General features: G+C 62.5%; 19 protein-coding genes. 12 read left to right on the top strand and 7 right to left on the bottom strand.

Going from position 1 to position 24,294, the window contains the following annotated elements; translation table 11 throughout:
* Positions 1 to 3: 3 nt before the first annotated feature.
* The 4 genes from AWB80_RS02260 to purN all read right to left on the bottom strand — a co-directional run bounded on the left by AWB80_RS02260 (position 4) and on the right by purN (position 4,770).
* A complete protein-coding gene (locus AWB80_RS02260) occupies positions 4 to 1,200 on the bottom strand; it encodes a DesA family fatty acid desaturase (RefSeq protein WP_061172986.1) in 1,197 nt (398 codons plus the stop codon).
* A 238-nt stretch (positions 1,201 to 1,438) separates the two neighbouring features.
* Positions 1,439 to 2,803 carry a mechanosensitive ion channel family protein gene (locus AWB80_RS02255; RefSeq protein ID WP_061172985.1) on the bottom strand — a complete coding sequence of 455 codons (1,365 nt, stop codon included), beginning with the start codon at positions 2,801 to 2,803 and terminating at the stop codon, positions 1,439 to 1,441.
* 3 nt (positions 2,804 to 2,806) lie between these two features.
* Positions 2,807 to 4,123 (bottom strand): RsmB/NOP family class I SAM-dependent RNA methyltransferase, encoded by a 1,317-nt coding sequence (locus AWB80_RS02250; protein ID WP_061172984.1) that lies wholly within the window; start codon positions 4,121 to 4,123, stop codon positions 2,807 to 2,809.
* The gene (purN, locus tag AWB80_RS02245; RefSeq protein ID WP_061172983.1) at positions 4,120 to 4,770 is read right to left on the bottom strand and encodes a phosphoribosylglycinamide formyltransferase; all 651 of its coding nucleotides are present in this window, start codon (positions 4,768 to 4,770) and stop codon (positions 4,120 to 4,122) included. Before purN ends, AWB80_RS02250 begins: the two co-directional genes overlap by 4 nt.
* Positions 4,771 to 4,920: 150 nt before the next feature.
* Between purN and AWB80_RS02240 the strand changes: the two genes are divergently transcribed.
* The 7 genes from AWB80_RS02240 (at position 4,921) to AWB80_RS02210 (ending at position 15,008) form a co-directional block, all read left to right on the top strand.
* A complete protein-coding gene (locus tag AWB80_RS02240) occupies positions 4,921 to 5,916 on the top strand; it encodes a bifunctional riboflavin kinase/FAD synthetase (RefSeq protein WP_061172982.1) in 996 nt (331 codons plus the stop codon).
* A gap of 96 nt (positions 5,917 to 6,012) precedes the next feature.
* Positions 6,013 to 8,844 carry an isoleucine--tRNA ligase gene (gene ileS, locus AWB80_RS02235; RefSeq protein WP_061172981.1) on the top strand — a complete coding sequence of 944 codons (2,832 nt, stop codon included), beginning with the start codon at positions 6,013 to 6,015 and terminating at the stop codon, positions 8,842 to 8,844.
* Entirely contained in the window at positions 8,844 to 9,350 is a 507-nt protein-coding gene (lspA, locus tag AWB80_RS02230; RefSeq protein ID WP_061172980.1) for a signal peptidase II, read from the top strand. The genes ileS and lspA overlap by 1 nt, the downstream gene beginning before the upstream one ends.
* Positions 9,351 to 9,403: 53 nt before the next feature.
* The gene (gene coaBC, locus AWB80_RS02225; RefSeq protein WP_061173104.1) at positions 9,404 to 10,612 is read left to right on the top strand and encodes a bifunctional phosphopantothenoylcysteine decarboxylase/phosphopantothenate--cysteine ligase CoaBC; all 1,209 of its coding nucleotides are present in this window, start codon (positions 9,404 to 9,406) and stop codon (positions 10,610 to 10,612) included.
* Entirely contained in the window at positions 10,609 to 11,619 is a 1,011-nt protein-coding gene (locus AWB80_RS02220; RefSeq protein WP_061172979.1) for an LLM class flavin-dependent oxidoreductase, read from the top strand. Before coaBC ends, AWB80_RS02220 begins: the two co-directional genes overlap by 4 nt.
* An 11-nt stretch (positions 11,620 to 11,630) precedes the next feature.
* Positions 11,631 to 12,077, top strand: coding sequence for a dUTP diphosphatase (gene dut, locus AWB80_RS02215; RefSeq protein ID WP_061172978.1), 447 nt, complete (start codon positions 11,631 to 11,633; stop codon positions 12,075 to 12,077).
* A 534-nt stretch (positions 12,078 to 12,611) separates the two neighbouring features.
* Positions 12,612 to 15,008, top strand: coding sequence for a hypothetical protein (locus AWB80_RS02210; RefSeq protein WP_244206351.1), 2,397 nt, complete (start codon positions 12,612 to 12,614; stop codon positions 15,006 to 15,008).
* A 77-nt stretch (positions 15,009 to 15,085) separates the two neighbouring features.
* On the opposite strand, the gene clpA is transcribed toward AWB80_RS02210, so the two are convergent.
* Together clpA and clpS are read right to left on the bottom strand one after the other, a co-directional pair.
* A complete protein-coding gene (clpA, locus tag AWB80_RS02205; protein WP_061172977.1) occupies positions 15,086 to 17,389 on the bottom strand; it encodes an ATP-dependent Clp protease ATP-binding subunit ClpA in 2,304 nt (767 codons plus the stop codon).
* Entirely contained in the window at positions 17,386 to 17,700 is a 315-nt protein-coding gene (clpS, locus tag AWB80_RS02200) for an ATP-dependent Clp protease adapter ClpS (RefSeq protein WP_061135498.1), read from the bottom strand. Before clpS ends, clpA begins: the two co-directional genes overlap by 4 nt.
* Positions 17,701 to 18,222: 522 nt before the next feature.
* On the opposite strand from clpS, the gene AWB80_RS02195 reads away from it, so the two are divergent.
* Complete coding sequence (locus AWB80_RS02195) at positions 18,223 to 18,429, top strand: cold-shock protein (protein WP_035497884.1); 207 nt, start codon at positions 18,223 to 18,225, stop codon at positions 18,427 to 18,429.
* Between the two features lie 174 nt (positions 18,430 to 18,603).
* Here AWB80_RS02195 and icd read toward each other — a convergent pair whose 3' ends face one another.
* Positions 18,604 to 19,860, bottom strand: coding sequence for an NADP-dependent isocitrate dehydrogenase (gene icd / locus AWB80_RS02190; RefSeq protein WP_061172976.1), 1,257 nt, complete (start codon positions 19,858 to 19,860; stop codon positions 18,604 to 18,606).
* A gap of 222 nt (positions 19,861 to 20,082) precedes the next feature.
* On the opposite strand from icd, the gene AWB80_RS02185 reads away from it, so the two are divergent.
* The 4 genes from AWB80_RS02185 to fusA all read left to right on the top strand — a co-directional run bounded on the left by AWB80_RS02185 (position 20,083) and on the right by fusA (position 24,293).
* A complete protein-coding gene (locus AWB80_RS02185) occupies positions 20,083 to 20,658 on the top strand; it encodes a pseudouridine synthase (protein ID WP_061172975.1) in 576 nt (191 codons plus the stop codon).
* 385 nt (positions 20,659 to 21,043) lie between these two features.
* Positions 21,044 to 21,253 carry a hypothetical protein gene (locus AWB80_RS02180; protein ID WP_061172974.1) on the top strand — a complete coding sequence of 70 codons (210 nt, stop codon included), beginning with the start codon at positions 21,044 to 21,046 and terminating at the stop codon, positions 21,251 to 21,253.
* A gap of 280 nt (positions 21,254 to 21,533) precedes the next feature.
* Positions 21,534 to 21,971, top strand: coding sequence for a DUF192 domain-containing protein (locus AWB80_RS02175; RefSeq protein WP_096031967.1), 438 nt, complete (start codon positions 21,534 to 21,536; stop codon positions 21,969 to 21,971).
* A 216-nt stretch (positions 21,972 to 22,187) separates the two neighbouring features.
* A complete protein-coding gene (gene fusA, locus AWB80_RS02170; protein ID WP_061172973.1) occupies positions 22,188 to 24,293 on the top strand; it encodes an elongation factor G in 2,106 nt (701 codons plus the stop codon).
* The last annotated feature ends 1 nt before the right edge of the window (position 24,294 follow it).

Genomic DNA, 24,294 nt, shown 5'->3' with positions numbered 1-24,294 from the left:
GCGTCAGGCGTAGCGGCGCAGACGCAACGCGAAATCCTGCAACGCCTTGATGCCGCTCTCTTCCGCGCGATGGCACCAGTCCTGCAATTGCGTGACGAGCTGCTCGCGCGAGGCATTGGAGCGGTCCCACATCGCCGCCAGATCCTTGCGCAGCTCGATGAACGTGCGCAGCTTCTGGTTATCCGACGTGAGTTCCGGCAACTGCTTCAGCTGCGGCTCGTTCAGGCCGTCTTCTTCCTTGTGGAACCACGTGCGCGCGCCACGCATCAGTTGATACTTCTCGCGCGCGCCGGCTTCCTTCAGCTTCGCCAGTTCCTGCGCGTAGGCGCGCTTGAGCGCCTTGCCGTAACGCGCCATCACTTCGTAGCGGTTCGACAGCACCGCCTGCAGCGTGTCCTGATCCACGACAGCCTTGCTCGCGGCGAGCTTCGGCGTCGGCGCGACCTTCTTCACCTTCGCAAGACCGACCATCGACATCAGGCGGATATACATCCAGCCGATGTCGAACTCGTACCACTTGCTCGACAGCTTCGCGGAGGTCGCGAACGTGTGGTGATTGTTATGCAGTTCTTCACCGCCGATCAGGATGCCGAGCGGGAAGATGTTCGTCGACGCATCCGCCGAATTGAAGTTGCGATAGCCCCACCAGTGCGCGAGACCGTTCACAACGCCCGCCGCCCAGAACGGAATCCAGATCATCTGCACGGCCCACACCGACAGCCCGACGATGCCGAACAGCGCGACATCGATCACCATCATGACGCTGATGCCGAGAATCGGGTAACGCGTGTAGACGTAGCGCTCCATCCAGTCGTTCGGCGTGCCGTGACTGAACTTGCGCATGGTCTCTTCGTTTTTCGCTTCGGAGCGATAGAGTTCCGCGCCTTCGAGCAGCACCTTCCAGATGCCGCGCGTCTGCGGGCTATGCGGATCTTCTTCGGTCTCGCATTTGGCGTGGTGCTTGCGGTGGATCGCCGCCCACTGGCCGGTCAGCATGCCCGTGGTCATCCACAGCCAGAAGCGGAAGAAGTGACTCGCGACGGGATGCAGGTCCAGCGCGCGGTGCGCCTGGCAACGGTGCAGATAGATCGTGACGCCGGCGATCGTGACGTGCGTCATCGCAAGCGTGAACAGCAGAATCTGCCACCAGGAAAAGTCGAGCAATCCGTTGGCGAGAAATTCGAGGGAAGAATTCAGCAAGGCGGTTTACCTGAGTAGCTGTGAAATTCGGGAAAAATGGCCAGTCAAACTGACGTCGGGCAACTTGTTGTGCGCATGAAAGGAATGTGCGCAAGTTCGATCGCATTCTACTGCATGCGTTCCAAGTCTTTGTCCTAAAGGTGAAATTTTTTGAATCGTAGCAAAACGAGGAAAAACTCACGCCCCGAATTGAGGTTGATTCCCCGGTCAAATCGAAAGATTCAGCTTTCGCTACCGGTCACGCCGTTGGCGCGGCGCCAGGTTCGCGGTTTTCGGAATTAAGTACCGATTCGTCCCTTGTCCGGACCACGCCATCGATAATCCGTATTTCGCGCTGGGCGTACGGGATTTCAATGCCATGTTCGGAGAATAACCGCCAGACCGCGCGGTTGACATGCGACTTTACGCCGCCCGTGCCCTTCGCGGCTTCCTCGATCCAGAAGCTCAGCTCCAGATTGATGCCGTCCGCGCCGAAGCTCGCGAGCAGCGCGGCGGGGGCCGGATCCTGCAGCACGCGTTCGACGCCCTGCGTCGCTTCGACCAGCAATTGCATCGCGCGCTCGACGTCGCAGCGGTAGCTCACCTGCACCGCGATCTTCGCGTTGCCGCGCGTCAGATACGACGAATGGTTCTGCACCACATCGGTGATGAGCTTTTCGTTCGGAATCAGCGTTTCGATGCCGTCCAGCCCGCGCACGACCGTGTAACGCGTGCGGATCTGCGTGACGGTGCCCTGGCTGCCGCTTACGCTGATCATGTCACCGAGTCGCAAGGAGCGGTCCAGCAGAATGATGAAGCCCGACACGTAATTGCTCGCGATCTTCTGCAAACCGAAGCCAAGACCGACGCCCAGCGCGCCGCCGAAAACGCCGAGCACCGTGATGTCGATGCCGACGATCGACAGGCTCACCAGAATCGCGGCGAGGATCATCAGCGCCCGGCCGACGCGTGCGAGCACCACTTTGAGATTGCCGTCGAGCGAGCGGGCGCGCATCAGGCGGTCGTCGAGCAGCGCGCCCGCCCACATCGCGACGATCAGCGTCACGCACACCCACAGCACGCCCGAGGCGAGCGAGAGCAGCGTCATGTGCGCGTTCGCGAAATTGAAGCGCACGCTTCCCATCCAGTGCACGACGTCGTCCTGGATGCCCATGACGGTAAAGAGCATCGCGATCCAGACGATCGCCGTCACGAGTTTTTCGAACAGATACAGCAGCGCGTTCGCCTGATGCTCCGCCTGACCGCGGCTGAACACGCGCCGCGCGACGTACAGCATCGTGTAGATGACGGTGATGCCGCACAGCGGAACGAGCGCGAGGCGCAGGAACGACGTGTGGATGAACGGCGCAACCGCCACCTGCGCGATCGACACGAAAACCGTGCCGAGCAGCGGAAACAGCGCCTTGTTGAGACTTTCCGCGCCGAAGCGCACGGCTTCGAAACGCGACTGGCGGCGCGCATCGAGCTTCTTGCGAAGCAGCCGCGCGCACCACCAGGCCACCACGAGCAGGCCGAGCAGAACCGCCACCTGCCAGATCACTTCCGGCTCGCCGAAATCGCGAAAAAGCCGCGCGGAGAGTTCGTTCAGGAAGCGGTTCTGCATTGCTTACGCGGTTTCTTCAGGCGCTTCCGGCGCTTCCGGTGCTTTCGGCGCTTTCGCGGCGTCCGGCACGCGTTCCAGCACGGCCGCGAAGAAGCCGTCCGTGCCGTGCTTGTGCGGCCACAGCGAAAGGAATTCGCCCGTGTCCAGATCGATGCGCTGTTCCGCGAGCACGTCGCGCGCGGGCACCACGCGGAAATTCGGATGCGTTTCGAGGAACTGCTTCACGACGCCTTCGTTTTCCGCTTCGAGCATGGAGCAGGTTGCGTAGACGAGGCGGCCGCCGGGTTTCACGAGGCGCGCGGCGCTCGTGAGAATCGACAACTGCTTGGGCGTCAGCTCCGCGACGGTGGCGGGCGACTGGCGCCACTTCAGGTCCGGATTGCGGCGCAGCGTGCCGAGACCCGAGCACGGCGCATCGACGAGCACGCGGTCGATCTTGCCCGCGAGACGCTTGATCTTGGCGTCGTGCTCGCTGTCGATCAGCACCGGATTCACGTTCGACAGACCGCTGCGCGCGAGACGCGGCTTCAGCTTGGCGAGGCGGCGGTCCGACACGTCGAACGCGTAGAGGCGGCCGGTCGAGCGCATCATCGCGCCGAGCGCGAGCGTCTTGCCGCCCGCGCCCGCGCAGAAGTCCACGATCATTTCGCCGCGACGCGGGGCCATCAGCGAGCAGAGCAGCTGGCTGCCTTCGTCCTGCACCTCGATCCAGCCTTCCTGAAACGGCGCGAGACGCGTCAGCGCGGGCTTGCCGTCCACGCGCACGCCGAACGGCGCGAACGGCATTTCGCCCGCGTCGATGCCCGCTTCGGTCAACGCCTTGAGCGCGGCCTCACGGGTCGCCTTGATCGGATTCACGCGCAGGTCGAGCGGCGCGGGATAGTTCAGCGCGGCGGCGAGTTGCGCGAGTTCCTCGGGCGCGAAACGCTTGCCCATCGCGTCGTAGATCCACTGCGGCAGGTTGGTGCGCACGCGCACCGGCAGGCTCGCCGGATCGATCTTCGAGACTTGCGCGAGCCATTGATACTCGTCCGCCGACACGAACGGCTTCAGCGCGGAGAGCCCGGCGGTCTGCATCAGCCCGAGCAGCGCGAGACGGCGCGCAAGGTTGCCGCTGCCGCTTTCCGCGAGATGCGAAAACTCCATTTTCCGGCGCAGCACGGCGAATACGGCTTCGGCAATCACGCCGCGCTCCCCGTGCCCGAGCTTCGGATGCGCGCGGAAGAAGCGGCTCGTCGCGGCGTCGGCAGGGCCGGAAAAGCGCAATACGTCCGCGAGCAATGTTTCGGTTTGTCCGATCAGAAATCCATGCAGCCTCATACGCCCTCCCCGGCAATGTCGGCAAAGAGCCATTGCGGCTCAGACGGCGCGAGGGCGACACGTTCGCCCTCGATAGATAAACGCCCTTCGATAAACCAGCGCACCGCGCGCGGATAGATGTCGTGCTCGACCTTCAGCACGCGCGCGGCGAGCGCGGCGGCGTCGTCGCCGGCGACGACCGGCACTGCGCCCTGCGCGACGATCGGCCCGTGATCGAGCGTCGGCGTCACGAAATGGACGCTGGCGCCGTGTACGCGCACGCCGGCGTCGAGCGCCTGCTGATGCGTGCGCAAGCCCGGAAAGCACGGCAAGAGCGACGGATGAACATTGAGCATGCGCCCGGCGTATTTCCCGACGAAGGCGTCGGTCAGCACGCGCATGAAGCCCGCCAGCACGACGAGATCGGGCTCGAAACGGTCGATTTCACGCGCGAGCGCGGCGTCGAACGATTCGCGCCCGTCGAATTGACGGTGATCCACTACTTTGGTTTCGATGCCGTTCGCGGCCGCGAAGCCTAACCCGGCGGCATCGGGCCGGTTGGAAATGACCGCGCAGACGCGGGCTGGCCAGCCGTCGCGCGCGCACGCACGCACGACGGCCTCCATGTTGCTCCCGCGCCCGGAGATCAGAATGACGATTTTTTTCATCCGCGGATTTTATCATTTGAACGGTGCGAAAATCGTGCCAAAAGGGACCGACGCAGGCGCCGGAGCGGCCGTGCGCGCCCGACGATCCGTGCGAGCGTTTATAATCTAACGCTTTGCGGCATCAGCCCCTCCCACTGACCATCGCCTATCGTGAGAGTCTTTCGCGGCCTTCCCAATGCCGAAAGCCGGGCGCCCTGCGCACTGACCATCGGCAACTTCGACGGTGTCCATCGCGGCCACCAGGCGCTGCTCGCGCACGTGCGGGCCGCCGCCGATGCGCGCGGCCTGCCGGTCTGCGTGATGACCTTCGAGCCGCATCCGCGCGAGTTCTTCAATCCGGCGGGCGCGCCGCCGCGCATCGCCATGCTGCGCGACAAGCTCGAAGCGTTGCGCACCAACGGCGTCGATCGCGTGGTGGTCGAGCACTTCAACAAGACGTTCGCGAGCCAGTCGCCGGATACGTTCGTGAAGAACGTCATCGTCGATGGCCTGCACGCGCGCTGGGTGATGGTCGGCGACGACTTCTGCTACGGCGCGAAACGCGCGGGCGACTTCGCATCGCTCAAGGCCGCCGGCGAGACCTACGGCTTCGAGGTCGAGCAGATGGCCACCGTCGCGCATCCGAATGGCGCGCGCATTTCGTCGTCGTCGGTGCGGGCGTCGCTCGTCGCGGGCGATCTGGACGCGGCGCAGGTCGCGCTCGGGCGGCCGTACATCATCAGCGGACACGTCGTGCACGGCGCGAAGCTCGGCCGCGATCTCGGCTTTCCCACGCTGAACCTGCCGATCGCGCACAAGCGGCCGGCGCTCGCGGGCATTTTTGTCGTGCGCGTGCATGGACTTGGCGGTGAACCGCTGCCGGCCGTCGCAAGTCTCGGCCTGCGTCCGACCGTCGACGATTCCGGCCGCGTGCTGCTCGAAGTCTTCGTGCTCGACTGGCACGGCGACGCGTACGGCAAGCTCGTGCGCGTCGAATTCCTGAAGAAGCTGCGCGACGAGGAAAAGTACGTCGACCTCGAAACGCTGTCCGCCGCCATCGCGCGGGATGTCGACAACGCGCGCGCGTACTTCGGCCTTCCGCCCGCCAGCAACGCGGGCAGCCGCGCCACGGGCTTCGCCATTTCGGCGACCGACCGAATTAGGTGAGCGCGCGGCGCATCTTTGCGTCGCCCGCTGCCCCGCCCTCATCGACACACCGCGCGCAAGTCAAAGCGCCGTCTCACCGAATTCACTGAGTCACCCATGAGCGACAAGAAAGAGAAAGCCTCCTCGAAGTACCCCGTCAACCTGCTCGACACGCCTTTCCCGATGCGCGGCGACCTGCCGAAGCGCGAACCCGCGTGGGTCAAGGAATGGCAGGACAACAAGGTCTACGAGAAGATCCGCGCCGCCTCGAAGGGCCGCAAGAAGTTCATCCTGCACGACGGCCCGCCGTACGCGAACGGCGACATCCACCTCGGTCACGCGGTCAACAAGATCCTGAAGGACATGATCGTCAAGGCGCGCAATCTCGCGGGCTTCGACGCGGTCTACGTGCCGGGCTGGGACTGCCACGGCATGCCGATCGAAATCCAGATCGAAAAGCAGTTCGGCAAGTCGCTGCCCGCCGCCGAAGTGATGCAGAAGGCGCGCGCGTATGCCGGCGAGCAGATCGAGAAACAGAAGGCCGGCTTCCGGCGTCTGGGCGTGCTGGGCGACTGGGACAATCCGTACAAGACGATGAACTTCGCCAACGAAGCGGGCGAAATCCGCGCGCTCGGCAAGATCATGGAAAAAGGCTATGTGTTCCGTGGTCTGAAGCCGGTGAACTGGTGTTTCGACTGCGGTTCCGCGCTCGCCGAAGCGGAAGTCGAGTACAAGGACAAGACCGATCCGACCATCGACGTGGTGTTCGCGTTCGCGGAACCCGGGAAGACGGCGCAGGCGTTCGGCCTGCCCGCGCTGCCGAAGGCTGAAGGCGGCATCGTCATCTGGACGACGACGCCCTGGACCATTCCCGCCAACCAGGCGCTCAACGTGCATCCGGAGATCGTCTACGCGCTCGTCGATACGCCGCGCGGGTTGCTGATCCTGGCGGAAGAACGTGTCGAAGCGTGCCTGCAGAATTACGGCATCCCCGGTGAAGTCATCGCGACGGCGCCCGGCGAGAAGCTCACCAATCTGCGCTTCCATCATCCGCTCGCGGCCGCGCATCCGGGCTACAAGCGCACCGCGCCCGTCTATCTCGGCGACTACGTGACGACCGAAAGCGGCACGGGCATCGTGCATTCGTCGCCGGCGTATGGCGTGGAAGACTTCGTGTCGTGCAAGGCGCACGGCATGTCGGATTCCGACATCATCAATCCGGTGATGGGCGATGGCCGCTATATCGAATCGCTGCCGCTGTTCGGCGGGCTGTCGATCTGGAAGGCGAATCCGCAGATCGTCGAGGCGCTCGAAGGCGCGGGCTCGCTGTTGAAGAGCGAAAAGTACACGCACAGCTACATGCACTGCTGGCGCCACAAGACGCCGATCATCTATCGCGCGACCTCGCAATGGTTCGCGGGCATGGACGTGAAGCCGAAGGACGGCGGCAAGACGCTGCGCGAGACCGCGCTCGAAGGCGTCGAGAACACGGCGTTCTATCCGTCGTGGGGCAAGCAGCGTCTCTACAGCATGATCGCGAACCGCCCGGACTGGACGCTTTCGCGTCAGCGTCAATGGGGCGTGCCGATGGCGTTCTTCGTCCACAAGGAAACCGGCGAGCTGCATCCGCGCACGCTGGAGTTGCTGGAGGAAGTCGCCAAGCGCGTCGAGGAAGGCGGTATCGAAACGTGGCAGAAGCTCGATCCGCGCGAGCTGATCGGCGACGACGCCAACATGTACGAAAAGAATCGCGACACGCTCGACGTGTGGTTCGATTCCGGCACGACGCACTGGCACGTGCTGCGCGGCTCGCACAAGGATTCGCTGCAATTCCCGGCCGATCTGTATCTCGAAGGCTCGGACCAGCATCGCGGCTGGTTCCATTCGTCGCTGCTGACGGCGTCGATGCTCGACGGCCGTCCGCCCTACGACGCGCTGCTCACGCACGGCTTCACCGTCGATGGCGAAGGCCGCAAGATGTCGAAGTCGCTCGGCAACGGCATCGATCCGCATGAGGTGTCGAACCGGCTCGGCGCGGAAATCATCCGCCTGTGGATCGCATCGACGGATTATTCCGGCGAGCTCGCGATCTCCGAGGAAATTCTCAAGCGCGTCACCGAGACGTATCGACGTATCCGCAATACGCTGCGCTTCCTGCTCGCGAATCTTTCCGACTTCGACTTCGAGAAGAACGCGCTGCCGGTTCAGGACTGGCTGGAGATCGATCGCTACGCCATCGCGCTCACGCGCAACCTGCAGGACGACGCGCTCGCACACTACGAGAAGTACGAGTTCCATCCGGTGGTCGCGAAGATCGCGACGTTCTGCTCGGAAGACCTCGGCGGCTTCTATCTCGACGTGCTGAAAGACCGCCTCTATACGACGAAGCCCGATTCGCGCGAACGCCGCAGCGCGCAGACCGCGCTGTTCCATATCGCGCACGGCCTGTTGCGGCTCGTTGCGCCGTATCTGTCGTTCACGGCGGAAGAAGCGTACAAGGTGCTCAAGCCCGGTCAGGACACGATCTTCAACGAAGTCTTCGCGGCGTATCCGGACATCGCGAACGGCGGCGATCTGCTCGACAAGTGGACGCTCATCCGTAACGCGCGCGGCGACGTGACGAAGGCGCTGGAAGAAGCGCGCACGGCGAACCAGATCGGTTCGTCGCTGCAAGCCGAAGTGCTGGTTCGCGCGAGCGGCGCGCGCTACGACGCGCTCGCAAGCCTCGGCGATGCGCTGCGCTTCGTGCTCATCACGTCATCGGCGCGACTGGAAAAGGTGGCGGGCGAAGCGGATGAAGGCGTCGACGTGACGGCATCGAGCTACATGAAGTGCGAGCGCTGCTGGCACTATTGCGCGGACGTCGGCTCGCACGCGGATCATCCGGGTCTGTGCGGCCGCTGCTTCTCCAACCTCTTCGGCGCCGGCGAAACGCGAGGCGCAGCATAATGGCTCGAACGATGGCGAAACAAACTTCCAGCAGTGGGTCGCTCGCGCCGTGGCTCGGCGTCGCGCTGATCGTGATCCTGTTCGACCAGTTGACGAAGATCGCCGTGCAGCGCGTGTTCGCCTACGGCGATCCGCACGCGCTCACGCCCTTCTTCAACCTGCTGCTCGTGTACAACCGCGGCGCGGCGTTCAGCTTCCTCGCGATGGCCGGCGGCTGGCAGCGCTGGGCGTTCACGGCGCTGGGCGTCGTCGCGGCCATCGTGATCTGCTATCTGCTGAAGAAGCACGCAACGCAACGGCTCTTCTGTCTCGCGCTCTCGCTCATCATGGGTGGCGCGATCGGCAATGTGATCGACCGGATCGCGTACGGGCACGTCATCGACTTCCTGGACTTTCACGTGAACGCGTGGCACTGGCCCGCGTTCAATCTCGCCGATAGCGCGATCACCGTCGGCGCGGTGCTGCTGGTGTTCGACGAATTGCGGCGCGTGCGCGGCTCGCGCTGATCTTCACGCACGGCTCCCTCACCGGAGCCGTGTTCTTTTGCGATGGAGGCAAGTTGGAACTCGCGGGCAAACATCTCGTTTTAGGCCTGACCGGCGGCATCGCCTGCTACAAGATCGCCGAACTCACGCGCCTGCTCATCAAGGCCGGCGCGACCGTGCAGATCGTGATGACCGAAGCGGCCACGCAGTTCATCACGCCCGTCACGATGCAGGCGCTCTCGGGCCGTCCCGTCTATACGTCGCAATGGGATGCGCGCATGCCGAACAACATGCCGCACATCGATCTCTCGCGCGAGGCCGATGCCATCGTCATCGCGCCCGCCTCCACCGACTTCCTCGCGAAGCTCGCGCAAGGCAGGTGCGACGATCTGCTCTCGACGCTGTGCATCGCGCGCGATTGTCCGCTGCTTGTGGTTCCGGCCATGAACCGGCAAATGTGGCAGAACCCGGCGACGCAGCGCAATGTCGCGCAGCTTCGCGCGGATGGCGTCGAGGTGCTCGGACCGGATTCGGGCTCGCAGGCGTGCGGCGAAGTCGGCGACGGCCGCATGATCGAGCCGGAAGCCGCGTTCGAAGCGATCTGCGCCTTCTTCCAGCCGAAGATTTTGCGTGGCCAGCGCGTGCTGATCACGGCGGGCCCGACCTTCGAGCCGCTCGATCCTGTGCGCGGTATCACCAATCGCTCGTCGGGGAAAATGGGTTTCGCGCTCGCGCGCGCGGCGGCGCAGGCGGGCGCGGATGTGCATCTCGTCGCCGGTCCGGTTGGGCTTGCCACGCCGTGGGGCGTGTATCGCGAGGACGTGCAGACCGCGCAGCAAATGCACGACGCCGTGATGGCGGCGACGCCCGACGCGGACATCTTCATCGCGGTGGCGGCGGTCGCGGACTGGCGCGTCGATCATGTGAGCGAACAGAAAATCAAGAAGACCGGCGACGCCTTGCCGACCTTTAACTTCGTCGAAAATCCCGACATTCTCGCGACGGTAGCGAAGCTGCCGAATCCGCCCTACTGTGTCGGCTTCGCGGCGGAAAGCGGCGATCTCGATGTCCACGGCGAAGACAAGCGCAAACGCAAGAACGTGCCGCTTCTGATCGGCAATCTCGGCCCGCTCACTTTCGGCCGCGACGACAACGAGGTCGTGCTGTTCGAAGCCTCAGGCGCGACGCCACTGCCACGCGCAGACAAGCTGCAACTCGCGCGCACGCTGATCGCGGAAATCGCCCGGCGCGCACCGAAAACCGGCGGCCCGCTGCTGTCATGACGAAGCTTTCCGTTCTCGATCAGACGCCGGTCATCCACGGCCATAGTGTCGCCGATGCGATCGCCGCGACGCTCGATCTCGCGCAACTCGCCGACGACCTCGGCTACACGCGCTACTGGTGCGCGGAGCATCACGGTTTATACGGCGTCTCGAACCCATGCCCCGAAGTGATGCTCGCGCGCATCGGCAGTCTGACCAAGCGCATCCGCATCGGCTCGGGCGGCGTGATGTTGCCGTATTACTCGCCGTTCAAGGTCGCCGAGCAGTTCCTCATGCTCGAAGCGCTGTTTCCGAATCGCGTGGATCTCGGCGTCGGACGCGCGCCCGGCGGCGACATGCGCACGGCGCAGGCGGTCGCGGCGGGTTCGTACAATCGCGGCGACATCTTTGCGCAGCAGGTGGCGGAACTGGTCGCGCTCTTCAGCGGCAATCTTCCCGACGACTCGCTCGCCAAAGGCGTGCTGTTGCAGCCGCAGATCGATACGCGTCCGCAATTGTGGATGCTCGGCTCCAGCGATTTCGGCGGCTTGCTCGCCGCCCAGCTCGGCATTCGCTTCGCGTTCGCGCATTTCATCAACGCGCAATACGGGCATCGCGTGGCAGAGGCGTATCGCGAGCGCTTCACCGCTGGCCACGAGGAAAAGCCGTATCTGGCGGCGGCGGTGTTCGTCATCTGCGCTGATACGGATCGCGAAGCCGAGGCGCTCGAACGCGCCGTCGATCTGCGCCGTGTGCAGATGGCGTATGGCGTCAACCAGCCGATTCCGAGCATCGCGCAAGGCATCTCGCAGGTCTACGGCGAGCGCGAACTGGCGGTGATCGCGCATGAGAAAGCGCGCAGCATCATCGGCACGCCGGAGCGCGTGACGGAAAAGCTGCACGCGCTGCAGGAACAATTCAACGCCGATGAACTGATCGTTCTGACAGTCTCGGGCAGCTACGCCGCGCGCACGCGGTCCTATCAACTTTTGGCCGAAGCCTTCGAGCTCGGCCGATCGCATCAATAACGCCTCGATCCATGAAACTCGACGTCAAGATTCTCGACGCGCGCATGCGCGACTATCTGCCCGCCTACGCCACGCCCGGCAGCGCGGGCCTCGATCTGCGCGCGTGTCTCGAAGCGCCACTCGTCATCGAGCCGCATCAGACCGTGCTGGTGCCGACCGGCCTCGCCATTCATCTCGCCGATCCCGGCTACGCCGCGGTGATCCTGCCGCGCTCGGGCCTCGGCCACAAGCACGGCATCGTGCTCGGCAATCTCGTCGGACTGATCGACTCGGATTATCAAGGCCAGTTGATGGTCTCGACATGGAATCGCGGCGACACCGCGTTCACACTCAATCCGATGGAGCGTCTCGCGCAGATGGTCATCGTGCCGGTCGTGCAGGCGCAGTTCAATATCGTCGACGATTTCGAGGCGAGCGAGCGCGGCGCGGGCGGTTTCGGCAGCACGGGCAAGCATTGAGCAGGCGTTGAAACAAACGGGTATTCACCCACTCAGTTTGAATCAGATTTCGCAAATGACGCGGATTATCCACTCGATAATCCGCGTTTTCTTTTTTCGCGCGGCGGCCAATCAGACATTGAGAAATGAGCGCAATTCGGGGTAGCCGCAAGACGCTGTTTACTACAAATTTTCATACTTTTTAAGCAATTTGAAAGGTATACATATGATCGTTGGTCAGGCTCGCGGAGCGTGAGCGACCGTCGCGCCTTCCCGCGCCCAAGCACGCAGGCGCCAACTCGATTACTTGAATAAAGGAGGGAATCATTACCCATCCAAAATCAGATTATTTATTTCGTTATCCTTAGTTAAAAATGTTTCAACTTAACCGATACACGCCGCTTTACCGGCGAAATTCGGCCCAAGGAAAATATGATGAAAATCCTGTACGACGCGACAGTGCAATCCGGCGCAACGGAGTGGTATGGCAATATCATCGTGAAGAATTTGCGCTACGAAGATGGCACGTCAGTGAAATTCACGAAGTTTCTTTCAATGAATTTCAAATCTCCCGCATCCGTCGATTCGACGTTTATCTCCGTGCAGTTCACGCAGTGGGTGATCGACCCGGCTGCCACGATCGTGACCAACACGCAACTCGACGGCGGTACATTCTCGGTGACCGCGACCTTGCCGCTGATTTCCGGGATTACAAGCTATGCGCTCGCATCCGGCGACGCGATCTCGATCGGCGTCAACGGCGACCTGACGAAGAACACCGATACCTGGCTGAACTCATTCATCTTCGCCGCCGACGCGGCGCCCGCCATCACCGGAACCGCGCTGGTCGCATGCGGGCCGAGTCCCGATCCGGCGCTCGACACCGTGACACCGCAGATCGTCTTCACGCTCGGCAGCACATCCACGCCGCTCAACCTTCAATACGGCCAATCCGCTTCGATCGATCTGGAGCAGGGCGCGTACACCATCACTGGCAAGCCGCTCAGCAACGCGGAGCAAACCGTCGTCGCCGACCTTCTGATCCAGCCGGGCCAGGCTAACATCGCAACCGGACAGACCACCAATGTGACGGTCTCGTTCCAGCCGGTGCAACGCTTTGCCGCGCTCGACATCGCGATCGGCGATCTGTCGGACCTCTCGACCGAAACCCTCGACGTGACAGTGAGCAACGCCGCCACAGGCGCGACGCTCGCGCAATTTCAGTCAGGCGTGAGCAAGACGACGCAACTGCGCCGCCTGCCCGTGGGCGTGACCGCTCAGGTTTCGATCAAGCCGATCGCGCTCAACAACGTCAACTTCACGTTCGTGGTTCCCCCCGTGGCGCTGGAGAACGCGTTGAAGACCGTCAGTATCACTGACTCGAACGTGACCCAGACGCCCGTCGACACGCAGGGTTTCGTCGCGTTGCCGGTCAGCCTGACTGCCGATCAGACCGTCGACCGGCAGATCACGGTGCGTCTCACCGGCAGCACGAACTACTCGCAGTCGTTCGACGTGCAGACGCAGCAGACGGCGTTCAGCACACCGGTGAAACCGGGTGCCTATACGGTGGTGACCGGCAACTTCCTCGACAACGGCACTGTGTACGCCGTGACCGCGCCCGCTCAGATCACGGTGTCTGCGTCGGGCACGAACAGTCTGGCCGTATCGGTGACGCGCTCGGCCAATCTCAACGTGCGAGGCTTCCCGCCCTATCTCGGCTTTGGCGGATGCGCGGACCTGACGCCGAACGACAAAGCCGATTTCGTCGCGGCCCGCGCGACGTCGGTCTTCTCGTACGCGGGGAACGACGGCGCCGGCGATGCAAGCGTCATACTGGACGACGACCCGAAGACGCGCGAGATCATCCAGCTCGCGCGCGACACGGAAACGGCCCTCGGCAATGTTCAGCCCGTGCTGCCGGTGATGGTCTCGTACACCTGCAACCTTTCCGGCGGCGACGCGGACCACGTATTGCAGGACGCGACCGCGCACACCAATAGCTTCGCCAATTACATCCTCGCGCTCGACATCGCGACGCAAGCGCTGGACCGCGCGCATCCCGTGCCGGCCGGCTTCATCGTGAATCCCGATTTCCTCGGCGAATGTCAGCAGATGAAACTCGGACCAAGCTATGCGATGCCCGTGGTCAAGCCGCTCAAGGATGCGCTCGCCGCCAGAAAGGTGAAGGCAACAGTGCCCTCGACCATCACCGACACCCTGGCGGGTTATGTCGCCGCAGTGAACTGGCTGACGCGCACGGTCGCTCCGAGCGTGACCTTCGGCTGGCAAGTCAATCTGTGGGGACTGGGCGATTCGGAGTGGATCTACCGCGATGACGATCCGGCCGCCATGGCGAGCCAGATGGCCAGCTACGTGAACTCGCTCGGCGCTTACGGCGGCCCCAATGTGCCCGACTTCCTCGCCGTCGACCGCTACGAGGCGGACGATTTCACGCAACGCGCCTACGTCAACGGATACTGCTACTGGACGCGCGAATGGGGCCGATACTTCGACTTTTGCGAGCAACTGAGTCTCGCGCTGAAAATGCCGGTGATGCCATGGCAGATTCCCGCGAGCCGCACGCCGAACACGTCCGACTCCGTTCCCACCAGCTTCGACTCGCAACACTGGGGGACGGGCGGAAGCTGCATCATGGGCGATGCCGCGATCGGTTCGGATTACAACAACGTCAACGCGAACATTCTTGCGCTCGTATTTCCGAACGAGACCCAGTATATGGGGAACACGGCGAAGGACATGTTCATCCGCTCGGAACCGTTCGATGTATCGCTGCCGATGTACACGGATTTCGCGCTGCGAGGCATCTTCGCCGTGCTGCTCGGCGGCGGATCGACCACGGGCATCGTGTCATCGGTCGGCAATCCGGAGGCGTGGACGCGCAACAAGCTCAACGACTACATGAACGCGCCGATCAGGTTCGATCAATGAGCGCCACGCGTTGAGCGCAAAAACGAAAAAGGCGTGGACTTTTTCAAGTCCACGCCTTTTGTCCTGCTTCAAGCCAATCAGTCGACTTCGATCGCTTCCGGATTCGGATTGCGCGGCGGCGTCGAGTTCTCGTCGAACGTCAACTGGACCTTGTCGTCCGCATCGACATCCACCGTCACGCGGCCGCCGTTGAGCAGCTTGCCGAACAGCAGTTCGTCGGCCAGCGCACGACGGATCGTGTCCTGAATCAGACGCTGCATCGGGCGCGCGCCCATCAGCGGATCGAAACCGTGCTTCGCGAGATGCTTGCGCAAAGTGTCGGTGAAGACCGCATCGACCTTCTTCTCGTGCAACTGATCTTCCAGCTGCATGAGGAACTTGTCGACCACGCGCAGGATGATTTCCTCGTCCAGCGAGCGGAAGCTGATGATCTGATCCAGACGGTTGCGGAACTCCGGCGTGAACATGCGCTTGATGTCGGCCATTTCGTCGCCCGACTCGCGACGCGACGTGAAACCGATCACCGCCTTGCCCATCGCCTCGGCGCCCGCATTCGTCGTCATGATGATGATGACGTTGCGGAAGTCCGCCTTGCGGCCGTTGTTGTCCGTCAGCGTGCCGTGATCCATCACCTGCAGCAGCACGTTGTAGATGTCCGGATGCGCCTTCTCGATTTCATCGAGCAGCAGCACGCAGTGCGGCTTCTTCGTGACGGCTTCGGTCAGCAAACCGCCCTGATCGAATCCGACATAGCCCGGCGGCGCGCCGATCAACCGGCTCACCGCGTGACGCTCCATGTACTCCGACATGTCGAAGCGCAGCAGTTCGATGCCCAGCGTGAATGCGAGCTGCTTCGCCACTTCCGTCTTGCCGACGCCCGTCGGCCCGGAGAACAGGAACGCGCCGATCGGCTTGTCCAGCTTGCCGAGGCCCGCGCGCGCCATCTTGATCGATGCCGACAGCGCGTCGATGGCCGGGTCCTGCCCGAACACGACAGCCTTCAGATCGCGGTCGAGCGTCTGGAGCTTGCTGCGGTCGTCCTGCGACACGCTTTGCGCCGGCACGCGCGCGATCTTCGAGATGATCTCTTCGATCTCGCTCTTGCCGATGGTCTTCTTCTGCTTCGACTTCGGCAGGATGCGTTGCGCCGCGCCCGCTTCGTCGATCACGTCGATCGCCTTGTCCGGCAGATGACGATCCGTGATGAAGCGCGCCGACAGTTCCGCCGCCGCCGACAGCGCACCCGACGAGTACTTCACGCCGTGATGCTCTTCGAAGCGCGTCTTGAGCCCGCGCAGGATCGCGACAGTCTGTTCGACGGTCGGCTCCGTGACATCGACTTTCTGGAAACGACGCGACAAGGCTGCGTCCTTCTCGAAGATGCCGCGATATTCCGTGAACGTGGTCGCGCCGATGCACTTCAACTGCCCCGACGACAACGCCGGCTTCAGCAGGTTCGATGCGTCGAGCGTGCCGCCCGAAGCCGCGCCCGCGCCGATCAGCGTATGAATCTCGTCGATGAACAGAATGGCGTGCGGACGCTCCTTCAGTTCCTTGAGCACCGTCTTCAGACGCTGCTCGAAATCGCCGCGATACTTCGTGCCCGCGAGCAGCGCGCCCATGTCGAGCGAATACACCTGCGCGTCGGCCAGAATGTCCGGCACTTCGCCGCGCGTGATGCGCCACGCGAGACCTTCGGCGATCGCGGTCTTGCCGACGCCGGCCTCACCGACGAGCAGCGGATTGTTCTTGCGTCGGCGGCACAGCACCTGCACCACGCGTTCGACTTCCAGCTCGCGGCCGATCAGCGGATCGATCTTGCCGTCCTTCGCGAGCTGATTGAGGTTCTGCGTGAACTGCGCGAGCGGCGTTTCCTTCTGCGCGGCGGCGTCTTCCGATTCCGGATTGACTTCGCTGTTCGCCTTCGCGGCATCGCCGCTGTTCGTCTTCGCGATGCCATGCGAAATGAAATTCACGACATCCAGACGCGTCACGCCCTGCTGCTGCAGGTAGTACACCGCGTGCGAATCCTTCTCGCCGAAGATCGCGACCAGCACGTTCGCGCCGGTCACTTCCTTCTTGCCGTTCGAGGTCGATTGCACGTGCATGATCGCGCGCTGGATCACGCGCTGGAAACCAAGCGTCGGCTGAGTATCGACGTCGTCCGTGCCGGGCACGGTCGGCGTGTTGTCATGAATGAAATTGCGCAGGTTCTGACGCAAATCTTCAATGTTGGCTGCGCAGGCGCGCAACACCTCAGCCGCGGTCGGATTGTCCAACAGGGCGAGCAGGAGATGCTCGACCGTTATGAACTCGTGCCGCGCCTGACGTGCTTCCATAAACGCCATGTGCAGACTGACTTCCAGTTCCTGGGCAATCATGCTTCCTCCATCACGCACTGCAGCGGATGTCCCGCTTGCCGTGCATGGCTAACGACTTGCTCAACTTTGGTCGACGCGATATCTCGCGTGTAGACCCCACAAACTCCCCTGCCTTCGCGATGAACTTTCAGCATGATCTGCGTCGCAGTCTCACGATCTTTATTGAAGTATTCCTGCACGATCATCACGACGAATTCCATCGGCGTGAAGTCGTCATTCAGCAGCACCACCTTGTACATGGCCGGCTTCTTGAGCTTCTGCTCCTGCCGCTCCAGTACCGTGCCATCCTGCTTGTTGGGATTTGTCGCCATACACCCATTCTAAACAACACGGACGCCCCCGCAATTGCCGCTCCAGCGAACCGACCGCCTGGTCGGTATGAACTGCCGGAATCGCACTCGCTCAGCTCTCGTCCATCGAATCCTGCCGCTGCCCAACCATTCGGCGCGGCCCGCTTGCACCTCGTCGAATCCAGTATCGCACAGCTACAAAAAAAACAAACCGAGCACCGGGCGTCGCGGGCCGCCGGATAACCCACAGGTGAGTCGATTATGCGACTTTTCAAGATGACGTGCTTGGACGGCAGCGCACACGCAATGCAGGAATTACCCTACGAATGCGCGCTTTGCAACGAGCTTAACGGCTATCCCAAAAATTCCTTGACACTCGATTTAAGAGATTTAACAATCAAACTGGCACTTTTTTCCGGGGGCCAACCGCGGACCAAAAAAAAGAGGCCGAGGTGAGCTTGTGAGGAGGGGGCGGTTCACATTGTGGGGTGGCCGCTTTTCGAGCGTGCTCAGGTTGCGACGAGAGTTAGAGGGGAAGTACGAATGTCTACTGGTACGGTCAAGTGGTTCAACGACGCGAAAGGCTACGGATTCATCACGCCCGATGAAGGCGGCGAGGATCTGTTCGCACATTTCTCGGCGATTCAAATGAACGGTTTCAAGACACTCAAGGAAGGCCAGAAGGTCAGCTTCGAGATCGTCCAGGGACCGAAGGGCAAGCAGGCTTCGAACATCCAGGAATCGGCCTGACCGTTCGATCGGACTTTGCCTCGTGAAACCCGGCCGCGCGCCGGGTTTTTTTACGCCTGCTTTTTACCGCTGTGTCTTGCTCATATATGAGACACCCGCGCCTGTTAAAAACCCCGGAGACCGTAGGTCTTCCGGGGTTTTTATTCAACACGACGAACGAACCGAGGTGAGTCCTCACATATTCTCGATCATCACCGCTCCAAAACCCGAACACGATACCTGCGTCGCGCCTTCCATCAGGCGTGCGAAGTCGTACGTGACGCGCTTCGAAAGAATCGACTGCTCCATCGACGAAATGATGCGGTCCGCCGCCTCGAACCAGCCGAGATGGCGCAGCATCATTTCAGCCGAGAGAATCTCCGAGCCCGGGTTCACGTAATCCTTGCCCGCGTACTTCGGCGCGGTGCCGTGCGTCGCTTCGAACATCGCGACGGAATCCGACATATTCGCCCCCGGCGCGATGCCGATGCCGCCCACCTGCGCCGCGAGCGCATCCGAGATGTAGTCGCCGTTCAGGTTGAGCGTCGCGATCACGTCGTATTCGGCGGGACGCAGCAGGATCTGTTGCAGGAAGGCATCGGCGATCACGTCCTTCACGACGATGTCGTTGCCCGACTTCGGATTCTTGACCTTCATCCACGGGCCGCCGTCGATCAGCTCCGCGTTGAACTCCTTCTGCGCGAGCGCGTAACCGTAGTCGCGGAACGCGCCTTCGGTGAACTTCATGATGTTGCCCTTGTGCACGAGCGTCACCGAACGGCGATCGTTGTCGATCGCGTACTGGATCGCCTTGCGCACGAGCCGCTCCGTGCCCTCGCGCGACACCGGCTTGATGCCGAGCCCCGACGATTCCGGAAAGCGGATCTTCGTCACGCCCATTTCCTCGCGCAGGAACTTGATGACCTTCTTCGCCTCGGGCGACTCCGCCGGCCATTCGACGCCCGCGTAAATGTCTTCCGAGTTCTCGCGGAAGATCACCATGTCGATCTTTTCCGGCTCGCGCACCGGCGACGGCACGCCCTTGAAGTAGCGCACCGGCCGCAGACATACATACAGATCGAGTTGCTGACGAAGCGCAACGTTCAGCGAGCGGATGCCGCCGCCGACCGGCGTCGTGAGCGGCCCCTTGATCGACACGATGTAGTCCTTCACCGCGTCGAGCGTTTCATCGGGCAGCCAGACGTCGGGGCCATAGACGCGCGTCGCCTTTTCGCCGCCGTAGATTTCCATCCACTGGATCTTGCGCTTGCCGCCGTAGGCCTTTTCCACCGCCGCGTCGACGACCTTGATCATCACCGGCGTGATGTCGACGCCCGTGCCGTCGCCCTCGATGTACGGGATGATCGGCTGATCCGAGACGTTGAGCGAATAGTCCGCGTTGACGGTGATCTTGTCACCGTCCGCCGGAACCTTGATGTGCTGATACGACATGGTCGACTCCAAATAAGGCCGGGCTTGAATTGGAAACTGGCAACTGAACAGAGAGAGCAATGCGATGCAGCATGCGCGGGCGCGGGTGCAGGCACAAACGCTGCCGCGATGTTGGTCAGGACATCATTCTAACCATGCTGGCCTGCCCCGGCGCGCCCGAGGCGGCCACGCGCATGCATTAAGATGCCGCATTCGATCAAAGCCCCCGCACCAGAGTCTTCGATGCCGCTCATCGCCCTCAACAAGCCCTTCGGCACCATCTGCCAGTTCTCCGCGCACGAAACGCGCGCGTCGCTCGGCGACTGGGTGAAGACAGCGGGCGTCTATCCCGCGGGCCGGCTCGACGCGGACAGCGAAGGCTTGCTGCTCCTCACCGATGACGGCGCGCTGCAGGCGCGCATCGCCGAGCCGCGCCACAAGCTCGTGAAGCGCTATTGGGCGCAAGTCGAAGGCGCGCCCGGCGACGACGCGCTCGCGCGGCTCGCGAAGGGCGTCGATCTCGGCGACTACGTGACGCGCCCGTGCCGCACCGCGTTCGTCGACGCAAACGGAATCGATGCGCTCTGGCCGCGCACGCCGCCGATCCGCTATCGCGCCGCCATCCCGACGACGTGGATCGAGCTCGCCATCGCCGAAGGCAAGAACCGGCAGGTCAGACGCATGACGGCGGCGGTCGGCTTTCCAACCTTAAGGCTCGTGCGCGTCGCGATCGGCGCGCTCGATATCTTCGCGCTGGGCATCGCGCCCGGCGAGTCCGTCGAGGTGGCGCCGGGCGCGCCGTGGCAGCGCGTTCGTTGAATCGCATTCAACTATCTCGAAAATAAGCAACATTGCACGATTCAAGGCGATGTGCTTGAACGCGTGTCACGAAGATCGAGTAGCGCTTATCGCGCGTCGAATAAATTTTTTTGGTCTGCTGCGCAATTCTCTGTAAATCGCGTCAACCGACTCATCGCGCGAGGCGTTAAGGGCCACAGATGCCGCAGAAAGCTATCCGGCATGAGCGAAAACTGATTACAACAACCTGTGTGCTCCAGGGAGTTTGAAAGGTTCAAGCGTCGGCGGCCGTATCGAAAATCAAATTATCGATATGACTGTCAACCGAAAGGTAGGTGGCTCGTTTACCGACATGACTCAATGACCGGGTCGTTTGGTTAATTTACTCAAGCTAAAGGATTCACACATGAACAAACTGATCGCTGCTCTCGTCGCTGGCCTGTTCGCAACCGCCGCTTTCGCACAAGAAGCTTCGGCACCGGCTGCTGCTGCTCCGGCAGCTGCTTCGTCGGCTCACAAGTCGGCGCACAAGAAGTCGTCGCACAAGTCGTCGCACAAGTCGTCGCACAAGAAGGCAGCCGCTTCGGCTCCGGAAGCCGCTTCGGCAGCTCAGTAAGTTCGTTGTAAACGGCGGTATAGCGAAGTCAAGAACGAGCATTACCGCCGTTTTTACGGCGTTGAAGGGCAGATCGCCGCAAGGCATCTGCCCTTTTGTTTTGTGGCTGCGCATCGAGTAACATGCGCGGGGCCGCCGGAACTTCCGGCAGAACGATTCTCTTGAGAGGAGCAGCGTCGTGAATCTGTTGTTGCGTGCCTTGGTGTCTTCATTCGGTTCGACGGCTTCGGCCCGGCGCTCGCGCATCGCCGCCACGATCCGCGCATGCGTCATTGCATTGATGTTGCCGTTCGCGGCGCTTCCGCTCGCGCAAGCGCAGACGATGCCGCCTGGCGCCAAGCAGCCATCCGATTTTCCGCGCGCGAAACTCACTGCGGGCATGTATGTGATCGACGCCGCTATCGCCGCGAACGATGCCGATCGCGAGCAAGGTCTCATGTATCGCTCGCAGCTCGCACCGAACGAAGGCATGCTCTTCGTGTTCAACGAAAATGCGGTGCATTGCTTCTGGATGAAGAACACGCTGATCCCGCTGTCGATCGCGTTCATCCGCGCCGACGGCACGATCACCGACATCGACGAGATGCAGGCCGAAACCGAGAACAATCACTGCCCGCGCAATAACGGCGTGTACGCGCTGGAGATGCCCAAGGGCTGGTTCGCGGCGAAGGGCATCAAGCCGGGCACGCAGATCAAGGGATTGCCGCGCGTGCAGTAACGCGTCCGCGCTCCATCGGAAAACCGGCGTCGTCGCACGACACGCCGGTTTTTTTGCGCCTCGAAAGTCTCTGGCAGCGGGCTGGCAGGATTCCTGCAAAGAGCCTGCCGACGCGCTATCCTAAAAGGATTCAGCGCGACCGGTTTCAACCACTTCAGGCCGCGCTGACCGCCGCCGCATGACGGCCACGGGTCGACATATCAACAGGAGGTTCACGTGCCCCGCAAGACTCCCATCGAGCGCTATCGGAATATCGGGATCAGCGCTCACATCGATGCCGGCAAGACGACGACTACCGAGCGCATCCTTTTCTACACCGGCGTGACGCACAAGATCGGCGAGGTTCACGACGGCGCGGCCACGATGGACTGGATGGAGCAGGAGCAGGAGCGCGGCATCACGATCACCTCCGCGGCCACGACGGCTTTCTGGAAGGGCATGGCCGGCAACTATCCGGAACACCGCATCAACATCATCGATACGCCGGGACACGTCGACTTCACCATCGAAGTGGAACGCTCGATGCGCGTGCTCGACGGCGCGTGCATGGTCTACGACTCGGTCGGCGGCGTGCAGCCGCAGTCCGAAACCGTGTGGCGTCAGGCGAACAAGTACAAGGTGCCGCGCATCGCGTTCGTCAACAAGATGGACCGCGTCGGCGCGGACTTCTTTCGCGTGCAGCGGCAGATCGGCGAGCGCCTGAAGGGCGTTGCGGTGCCGATCCAGATTCCCATCGGCGCGGAAGATCATTTTCAGGGCGTGGTCGACCTCGTGAAGATGAAGGCGATCGTCTGGGACGACGACAGCCAGGGCATCAAGTTCAACTACGAGGAGATTCCCGACAACCTCAAGGAGCTCGCACACGAATGGCGCGAGAAGATGGTCGAGGCGGCAGCGGAATCGAGCGAGGAACTGCTCGAAAAGTATCTCGAAGATCACGAGAGCCTGACCGAAGACGAGATCAAGAGCGGGATCAGAAAGCGCACCATCGCCAATGAAATCGTGCCGATGCTGTGCGGCAGCGCGTTCAAGAACAAGGGCGTGCAGGCGATGCTCGACGCGGTGATCGACTACCTGCCCTCGCCCGTCGACGTGCCCGCGATTCTCGGCCACACCGAAGACGACAAGGAAGCGGAACGCCATCCGAGCGACGACGAGCCGTTCTCCGCGCTCGCCTTCAAGATCATGACGGACCCGTTCGTCGGCCAGCTGATCTTCTTTCGCACCTATTCGGGCGTGGTGAATTCGGGCGACACGGTCTACAACCCGGTGAAGGAAAAGAAGGAGCGCCTCGGCCGCATCCTGCAGATGCACGCGAACGAGCGCAAGGAAATCAAGGAAGTGCGCGCGGGCGACATCGCGGCGGCGGTCGGCCTGAAGGAAGCGACCACCGGCGACACGCTGTGCGATCCGAATCACGTCATCATCCTCGAACGGATGATCTTCCCGGAGCCGGTGATCTCGCAGGCCGTCGAGCCGAAGACTAAAGCCGATCAGGAAAAGATGGGCATCGCGTTGAACCGTCTCGCGCAGGAAGATCCGTCGTTCCGCGTCACGAGCGACGAGGAATCCGGCCAGACCATCATCTCCGGCATGGGCGAGCTGCACCTCGAAATTCTCGTCGACCGGATGAGGCGCGAATTCGGTGTCGAGGCGACGGTCGGCAAGCCGCAGGTCGCGTATCGCGAAACCGTGCGCAACAAGGTCGCGGATGTCGAGGGCAAGTTCGTCAAGCAGTCGGGCGGGCGCGGCCAGTACGGTCACGCGGTCATCACGCTGGAGCCGGACCCGGGCAAGGGCTACGAATTCGTCGACGCGATCAAGGGCGGCGTGATTCCGCGCGAGTTCATTCCGGCGGTCGACAAAGGCATTCGGGAAACGCTGAAGGCCGGCGTGCTCGCGGGCTATCCGGTCGTCGACGTGAAGGTGACGCTGACCTTCGGCTCCTACCACGACGTGGACTCGAACGAAAACGCGTTCCGCATGGCCGGCTCGATGGCGTTCAAGGAAGGCATGCGCCGCGCGCGGCCGGTGCTGCTCGAACCGATGATGGCCGTCGAAGTGGAAACGCCCGAGGACTTCATGGGCAACGTGATGGGCGATCTCTCCGGCCGACGCGGCATCGTACAGGGCATGGAGGACATCGCGGGCGGCGGCGGCAAGCTGGTGCGCGCGGAAGTGCCGCTCGCCGAGATGTTCGGCTACTCCACGTCGCTGCGTTCGCTGACGCAAGGCCGCGCCACCTACACGATGGAGTTCAAGCACTACGCGGAAACGCCGAACAATGTCTCGGAGGCGATCGTCAACGCGAAAGCGAAATGAC

Origin of the sequence: Caballeronia pedi, from assembly GCF_001544915.2 — a bacterium.
GTDB classification, from domain to species: domain Bacteria; phylum Pseudomonadota; class Gammaproteobacteria; order Burkholderiales; family Burkholderiaceae; genus Caballeronia; species Caballeronia pedi.
This window is presented reverse-complemented; position numbering and strand designations above follow the sequence as displayed.